General features: G+C 73.0%; 9 protein-coding genes. 6 read left to right on the forward strand and 3 right to left on the reverse strand.

What is annotated here, in order from left to right; genetic code table 11:
• Positions 1–676 (reverse strand): MFS transporter (locus ACFXA3_RS15815; protein WP_385187131.1); only part of this gene is annotated, 676 nt, incomplete at its 3' end.
• Positions 677–1,040: 364 nt separating this feature from the next.
• Between ACFXA3_RS15815 and ACFXA3_RS15820 the strand changes: the two genes are divergently transcribed.
• Positions 1,041–2,039 carry a DUF5937 family protein gene (locus ACFXA3_RS15820; RefSeq protein ID WP_385187132.1) on the forward strand — a complete coding sequence of 333 codons (999 nt, stop codon included), beginning with the start codon at positions 1,041–1,043 and terminating at the stop codon, positions 2,037–2,039.
• Between the two features lie 394 nt (positions 2,040–2,433).
• Here ACFXA3_RS15820 and ACFXA3_RS15825 read toward each other — a convergent pair whose 3' ends face one another.
• On the reverse strand, positions 2,434–2,724 hold the full coding sequence (locus ACFXA3_RS15825) for an MTH1187 family thiamine-binding protein (protein ID WP_385187133.1): 291 nt from the start codon (positions 2,722–2,724) through the stop codon (positions 2,434–2,436).
• Positions 2,721–3,071, reverse strand: a complete 351-nt coding sequence (locus tag ACFXA3_RS15830) for a DUF3817 domain-containing protein (RefSeq protein ID WP_385187135.1) — start codon at positions 3,069–3,071, stop codon at positions 2,721–2,723. Before ACFXA3_RS15830 ends, ACFXA3_RS15825 begins: the two co-directional genes overlap by 4 nt.
• Positions 3,072–3,233: 162 nt before the next feature.
• On the opposite strand from ACFXA3_RS15830, the gene ACFXA3_RS15835 reads away from it, so the two are divergent.
• The 5 genes from ACFXA3_RS15835 to ACFXA3_RS15855 all read left to right on the forward strand — a co-directional run bounded on the left by ACFXA3_RS15835 (position 3,234) and on the right by ACFXA3_RS15855 (position 6,187).
• The gene (locus tag ACFXA3_RS15835; RefSeq protein WP_385187136.1) at positions 3,234–3,872 is read left to right on the forward strand and encodes an AIM24 family protein; all 639 of its coding nucleotides are present in this window, start codon (positions 3,234–3,236) and stop codon (positions 3,870–3,872) included.
• A complete protein-coding gene (locus ACFXA3_RS15840; protein WP_385187138.1) occupies positions 3,872–4,522 on the forward strand; it encodes an AIM24 family protein in 651 nt (216 codons plus the stop codon). Before ACFXA3_RS15835 ends, ACFXA3_RS15840 begins: the two co-directional genes overlap by 1 nt.
• 11 nt (positions 4,523–4,533) lie before the next feature.
• Complete coding sequence (locus ACFXA3_RS15845; protein WP_385187145.1) at positions 4,534–5,349, forward strand: AIM24 family protein; 816 nt, start codon at positions 4,534–4,536, stop codon at positions 5,347–5,349.
• Positions 5,350–5,412: 63 nt separating this feature from the next.
• Positions 5,413–5,889 carry a MarR family winged helix-turn-helix transcriptional regulator gene (locus ACFXA3_RS15850; protein ID WP_385187147.1) on the forward strand — a complete coding sequence of 159 codons (477 nt, stop codon included), beginning with the start codon at positions 5,413–5,415 and terminating at the stop codon, positions 5,887–5,889.
• A 223-nt stretch (positions 5,890–6,112) separates the two neighbouring features.
• The gene (locus ACFXA3_RS15855; protein ID WP_099895366.1) at positions 6,113–6,187 is read left to right on the forward strand and encodes a 50S ribosomal protein bL37; all 75 of its coding nucleotides are present in this window, start codon (positions 6,113–6,115) and stop codon (positions 6,185–6,187) included.
• The last annotated feature ends 88 nt before the right edge of the window (positions 6,188–6,275 follow it).

Raw genomic sequence — 6,275 nt, forward strand, 5'->3', positions numbered from 1 at the left:
CGCCCAGGACGGCGCGCCGCCGGGCGTGCGGGGAGGTGCGTTCGGCGGCGGCCCGGGCGGGCGGGGCCGCCGTGCCGAAGCGCAGCAGCAGGGCCGAGCAGAGGAACCCGGCGGCGGTCAGGGCGATCGCCCCGCGCGGGGCGAGGACGGTCAGCAGCACTCCGCCGAGCCCGAAGCCGATGAGCTGGGCGCTCTGGGCCACCATGCGCATCAGGGAGCGGCCGAGGACGAAGACGTCGCCGGGGCCGAGGATGTCGGCGAGGGAGGCGTTGCGGGTGCCCTGGAACAGCGGGGCGACGAAGGCCATGGCGCAGCGCAGGACGAGGAGCCCGGCGACGGGGGTGCCGGGCAGGACCATGGCCGCGGCGCAGGCGGCGCAGACGAGGTCGCAGCCGACGAGGACCCGGCGGGCGGGCCTGCGGTCGGCGATCCCGGCGAGGAGGGTGCCGCCGAGGGCGTAGGGGAGGAAGCCGAGGGCGAAGGTGAGCGCGCTCATCAGGGGCGAGCCGGTGGCGCGGAAGACGAGGACGGTGAGGGCGATCTCGGCGACGACGAGGCCGAGGACGGACAGCAGGTGGGCGGCGAAGACGGGCCGGAACTCCCGGACCCGGAAGACGGAGCGGTAACCGCCGCCGGGGACGGCCGGGGCGGAGACGGCCTCAGGCGCACTGGACATGCGGACACCTTGCGGGGCTACGGTGACCGGACGGCAGTGATTCGCCCTGCACCGAATCACTCCGCCCGAGGACGCGGCGAGCGACAGCACGGCGGGTCCGGCACGGGCAGCGCGGGGCACGGCCAGCGCGACAGCGCAGGGCGCGGGGCGCGGCAGCGCGGGGCACGGCCGGCACGGCACGGCCAGCACGGCACGGCCGGCAGGGTCGGCGCGGCAGCGCGGGGCGCGGTCGGCGTTGCGGCGGCGGCGCCGCGGCGCGGTCACGTGGCGTGCGGCGGTGCGGGGAGGCCGCGGGCCGGCGGGGCGGGCGGCACGGCCTGCCGGGGCAGGGGTGCGGGTGGATCGGCGACAGGAGGGGCGGCGCGTGGCGTTTCACTTTCGGTTCGGGGACGGGGACCTGCTGCGCTGCCGGTTCTCGGTCTCGCCGCGCTGGGAGACCCAGGAGGCGGTGCGGACCCTGTTGCAGCCGGGCCGGCAGGCGTACCACCTGCCCTGGCTGCGGCAGATCCGGGCGGCCGCGGCCGGGCTGGACCTGCGGCCTCTGTGGCTCCTGATGCCGCGGGCCGGCCACAACCCGGACTTCCTGAGCCCGCCGCCGGCCGGCCCGTCCGTCACCTTCGAGGAGGAGGTGGCGCGGGTCCGGTCCGCGGCCGCCCGTCCGGACGCGGTGCGGGAGGACCTGCGGCGCTCGCTCGTGTGCACCCCGGGCGCCGCCGAGAGCGACCTCGGGCGGCGGATGCTCGCGGATCCGGCCCGGGCGGTACGGGAACTGGCCGATCTGTACGAGCAGGCCTGGGCGGCACTGGTCGCCCCGCACTGGCCGCGGCTGCGGGCCCTGCTGGAGGCGGACATCCTGTTCCACTCGCGGCGGCTGGCGGCGGGGGGCCTGGAGGCGCTGTTCGAGGGCCTCCACCCGGATCTGCGGTGGTCGGACGGGACGCTCACCATCGACCGCCGCACCCACCACGACCGCTCCCTGGACGGGCAGGGCCTGCTGCTGATGCCGAGCGCGTTCGTGTGGCCGGAGGTGGTCGGCGGGTACGACCCGCCCTGGCAGCCGACGCTGGTCTACCCGGCTCGGGGCATCGGCGCGCTGTGGACGGCGGCGACGCCGGGCGCCACCCCGCGGGCGCTGGCGCGGCTGCTGGGCCGGGGCCGGGCGGACGTGCTGTGCGCGCTCGACGAGCCGGCCTCCACGACCGGGCTGGCCCGCCGGCTCGGTCTGGCGCCGGCCACGGTCTCGGACCACTTGAAGGCCCTGCACGGGGCGGGCCTGCTGATCTCGGCCCGCCACGGCCACCGGATCCTGTACGAGCGCACCCCGCTCGGCATCGCCCTGACGACCGGCGGCCCGCCGCCGTAGGCCCCGGCCGGGCCGCGGTGCCGCGCAACGGGCCTGACGTCCCGTCATGCCACGACGTGCCCGGCCTCGCCCCGCTGCCGGACGGCGACGGCCGCCGGCAGGGTGGTGCGCACGTCGTCAGGGAGGCGACTTCGGTGCCGGGTTCGGGCGGCACGGGCACCGGGTCGCCGGCGCGCCGCGCCCTCCCGGACGGCCCGGTGCGCGGGCCGGACGGGGTCGAGCAGCAGCCCGGCCGCGGCAAGGGGCCGGTGCCCCGAGGAGGACGGCGCGTATGCGGGCGCGCGGAGTTCCCCCGCACCGACAGCAGGGAGCGGTGTCCCACCCGGCTGCCGGCGCGGCCGTCCGGCCGTCCGGGCGACCGCGGCACCGACGGGGACGCGGGCCGCGGACCGGGTCAGGCCAGGTGGCGCTCCACCGTCTCCACCTTCGACGTCAGCCCGTCGACCACCCCGGGACGGATGTCGGCCTTCAGGACCAGCGACACCCGCGGCGCCCGCTCCTCCACGGCCGCCACCGCGCGCTTGACCACGGCCATCACCTCGTCCCACTCCCCCTCGATCGAGGTGAACATGGCGTCCGTGCGGTTCGGCAGCCCCGACTCCCGTACGACGCGCACCGCGTCGGCCACGTACTCGCCGACCTCTTCACCGACCCCCAGCGGGGTCACCGAGAACGCGACGATCATGCGGCGTTCGCCGCCTCGCGCCGGGCGCGGGCCGCCATCACGCTGTCGGCCTCCTCGCGCTTGAGCAGCTTGTCGCCGTACAGGCCGCCGAACGGCAGCAGCGCCAGCAGGAAGAACAGGGCGACCTTCTTGACCGGCCACTCCGCCTTGCTCCACACGTCCAGCAGGAAGACCGCGTAGATGACGAACAGGATCCCGTGCAGGATGCCGAGCGGCATCATCAGGTAGTCGATGTCGGAGATCCGGCTCAGCACCGATCCGAAGATCAGCAGGGCCGGGAACGACAGCGCCTCCGGGACGGAGATGAGGCGCAGCCGATGCAGGGCGGAGGCGGTCTTGATGTCCACGTGTCAGCCTTCGGGGTGGTGGCCTGGGGTCCGTCCCAGTGTCTCAGCCGCTTTGCGGGATCTTGACCGGGGGTGTCCGCGGCGGTGTGGGAGATGCCGCAGTCGCCGGATATCGGCCACCGGGCTCTGTTCGCCCCCGCCCGCTGCCGATAACGTCATCCCGTGGCTCAGTTCCGACTCCAAGGCAGCAAGGTGCTCGCCGTCGACCTGACCGGGGATGCCGTCAAAGCGAAGAACGGCTCCATGGTGGCGTACGACGGCCAGATGGCCTTCAAGAAGATGACCGGCGGCGGCGAAGGCCTGCGCGGCATGGTGACCCGTCGCCTGACGGGTGAACAGATGACCGTGATGGAAGTGCAGGGCCACGGCACCTGCTTCTTCGCCGATCGTGCGAGCGAAATCAATCTGGTCAACCTGCGCGGCGAGAAGCTGTACGTGGAGTCCAGCAACCTCCTGTGCACCGACGCCGGCCTGCGCACCGGCACCACCTTCACCGGCCTGCGCGGCGGGGCGACGGGCAACGGCCTGTTCACCACCACCGTCGAGGGCAACGGCCAGGCGGCGATCACGTCGGACGGCCCGGCGGTGGTGCTGCGCGTCAGCGCCCAGTACCCGCTCTCCGTCGACCCGGGGGCGTACGTCGCGCACACCGGCAACCTCCAGCAGTCCTTCCAGTCGGGGGTCACCTTCCGCACCCTGATCGGCGAGGGCTCCGGCGAGGCGTTCCAGATCCGCTTCGAGGGCGAGGGCCTGGTCTACGTGCAGCCCAGCGAGCGCAACACCATCGGGGGCGACATCTGATGCCGTTCCGCGAGATCAACTCGAAGATGGTCGAGGCCCAGGTGATCCCGGGGCAGCGGATGTACAGCCAGCGCGGCGCGATGCTCGCGTACCGCGGCGAGGTCTCCTTCACCCCGAGCCTGACCGGTGGTCAGGGCGGGGTGATGGGCATGATCGGGCGCCGGGTGGCGAACGAGCAGACCCCGCTGATGGAGGTGGAGGGCAGCGGCACCGTGATGTTCGGCAACGGCGGCCACCACATCCAGGTGATCGGCCTGACCGGCGAGACCCTGTACGTCGAGGCCGACCGGCTGCTCGCCTTCGACGGCACCCTCCAGCAGGGCACGATGTTCATGGGCTCGCAAGGCGGTGTCATGGGCATGGTCCGCGGCCAGGTGACCGGCCAGGGCCTGTTCACCACCACCCTCAAGGGGCACGGCTCGGTCGCCGTGATGGCCCACGGCGGGGTCATCGAGCTCCCCATCACCCCGAACCGGCCGGTCCACGTCGACCCGCAGGCGTACGTGGCCCACCACGGGGACGTCAGGAACAAGCTGTCCACCGCGCTCGGCTGGCGGGACATGGTGGGGCGCGGCTCGGGCGAGGCGTTCCAGCTGGAGCTCTCGGGCCAGGGTGCCGTGTACGTGCAGGCCTCGGAGGAGAAGCTGTGAATTTTGGTCCCGTGACCGGCGGACCCGGCGGCCCGACGGTCTTCGACCCGCACACCCTGCCCTCCGACGACAACGTGAACGCGTACACCTTCTGCGTGGAGCTCAAGGGGAGCCAGTGGTTCCTGCAGAAGGGCAAGATGATCGCCTACTACGGGCGCATGGAGTTCAACGGCATCGGCAACGGCCGCTTCGACCGGCTCCTGCGCACGAGCTTCCACTCGCCGCTGCATGCCGGCGACTGGGTGGTGGCCGAGGGCCAGGGCAAGATGCTGCTGGCCGACCGTGCCTTCGACGTGAACTCGTACGACCTGGACAATGGGAACCTGACCATCCGGTCGGGCAACCTGCTGGCCTACCAGCCCTCGCTCGCCCTCAAGCAGTCGATCGTGCCGGGGTTCCTGACCCTGATCGGCACGGGGAAGTTCGTGGCGGCCTCCAACGGCCCGGTGGTGTTCATGGAGCCGCCGCTGCGGGTGGACCCGCAGGCGCTGGTGGGCTGGGCGGACTGCCCGTCCCCCTGCCACCACTACGACCACGGTTACATGTCCGGCGTCATCGGCGGGCTGCGCTCGCTGACGGGCATCGGCGGCAGCTCCGGCGAGGAGCACCAGTTCGAGTTCGTCGGGGCGGGAACGGTGCTGTTGCAGTCGTCGGAGATGCTGATGGCGGAGCACGCGGTCGGGGCCGTCGGCGCCGGCGCGGAGTCGGCGGGCGTACCCGGGGCCGGGTACGGCGGCGGGCACGGGCAGCAGGGTCCGCTGGGGCAGCTGGGCGTGCCGCGGATGCCGGGGCAGCTGGGTGATCTCCAGCGCCGTCTCGGATTGTGATCTTCAGCTTTCCCGTTTTTGTACGTAATTCAACTTCTTAGGTAGAGTTCACTCATGGAGACCATGGAGACCGAGACGGCCACCCCCTGGCTGACCGACGCCGAGCAGTGCGCCTGGCGCACCCACCTGGACGTCAGCAGGCTGCTGATGCACCAGCTGGAAAAGGATCTCCAGCCCTTCGGACTCACCAACAACGACTACGAGATCCTCGTGAACCTCTCGGAGTCCGCGGACCACCGGATGCGGATGAGCGACCTCGCGACGTCGACGCTCCAGTCCAAGAGCCGGCTGTCCCACCAGATCACGCGGATGGAAACGGCCGGCCTGGTCGTCCGCGTGAACTGCGAGTCCGATCGCAGGGGCCTGTACGCCGTACTGACCGACGGGGGCATGGAGCTCATGCGGAAGGTCGCCCCGCACCACGTGGCGTCCGTCCGCCGGCATTTCATCGACCTCCTGCCGCCGGAGGCCCTGACGGCGCTGCGCGCCTCGCTGGAGCCGGTCGCGAACCACCTGCGCGACCAGCGCGGCAAGGCCTGACACCGCCGGACGGCATCCCGCCCGGGGTGCCGTCCCGCGCGGCGCCCCGGGGAACGGGCGGCAACGCCCGCCCGTCGTCGTGCATCCGGCCGGCGCGGCCCGGAACCGACGACGCGGACGACAACGACGACGGCGGCTGATCCGCGGTTCTGATGCGGACGGGATCGGGCGCCCCTAGACTGGCGAGCGCCCGGATTACCCCGATCTTCGAGGGAGTGGCGTCATGGCCAAGCGCGGCAACAAGAAGCGAGCACGCAAGAAGAAGAAGGCGAACCACGGCAAGCGTCCCAACGCCTGACCGGTCCGCCCCGCAGACGCACGAGAGCCGCGGGCCCCGCCACACGGGCGGGCGGGGGCCCCCCGGCCCGGCACACCAGCCCCGCGAT

Source organism: Streptomyces sp. NPDC059456 (assembly GCF_042750055.1).
GTDB lineage: Bacteria > Actinomycetota > Actinomycetes > Streptomycetales > Streptomycetaceae > Streptomyces.

Bases quoted from the DNA above. Each gene is read 5' to 3' on its own strand.
- ACFXA3_RS15840 (WP_385187138.1), top strand. From the start codon at position 3,872: ATGCCGTTCCGCGAGATCAACTCGAAGATGGTCGAGGCCCAGGTGATC.
- ACFXA3_RS15850 (WP_385187147.1), top strand. From the start codon at position 5,413: ATGGAGACCGAGACGGCCACCCCCTGGCTGACCGACGCCGAGCAGTGC.
- ACFXA3_RS15825 (WP_385187133.1), bottom strand. From the start codon at position 2,724: ATGATCGTCGCGTTCTCGGTGACCCCGCTGGGGGTCGGTGAAGAGGTC.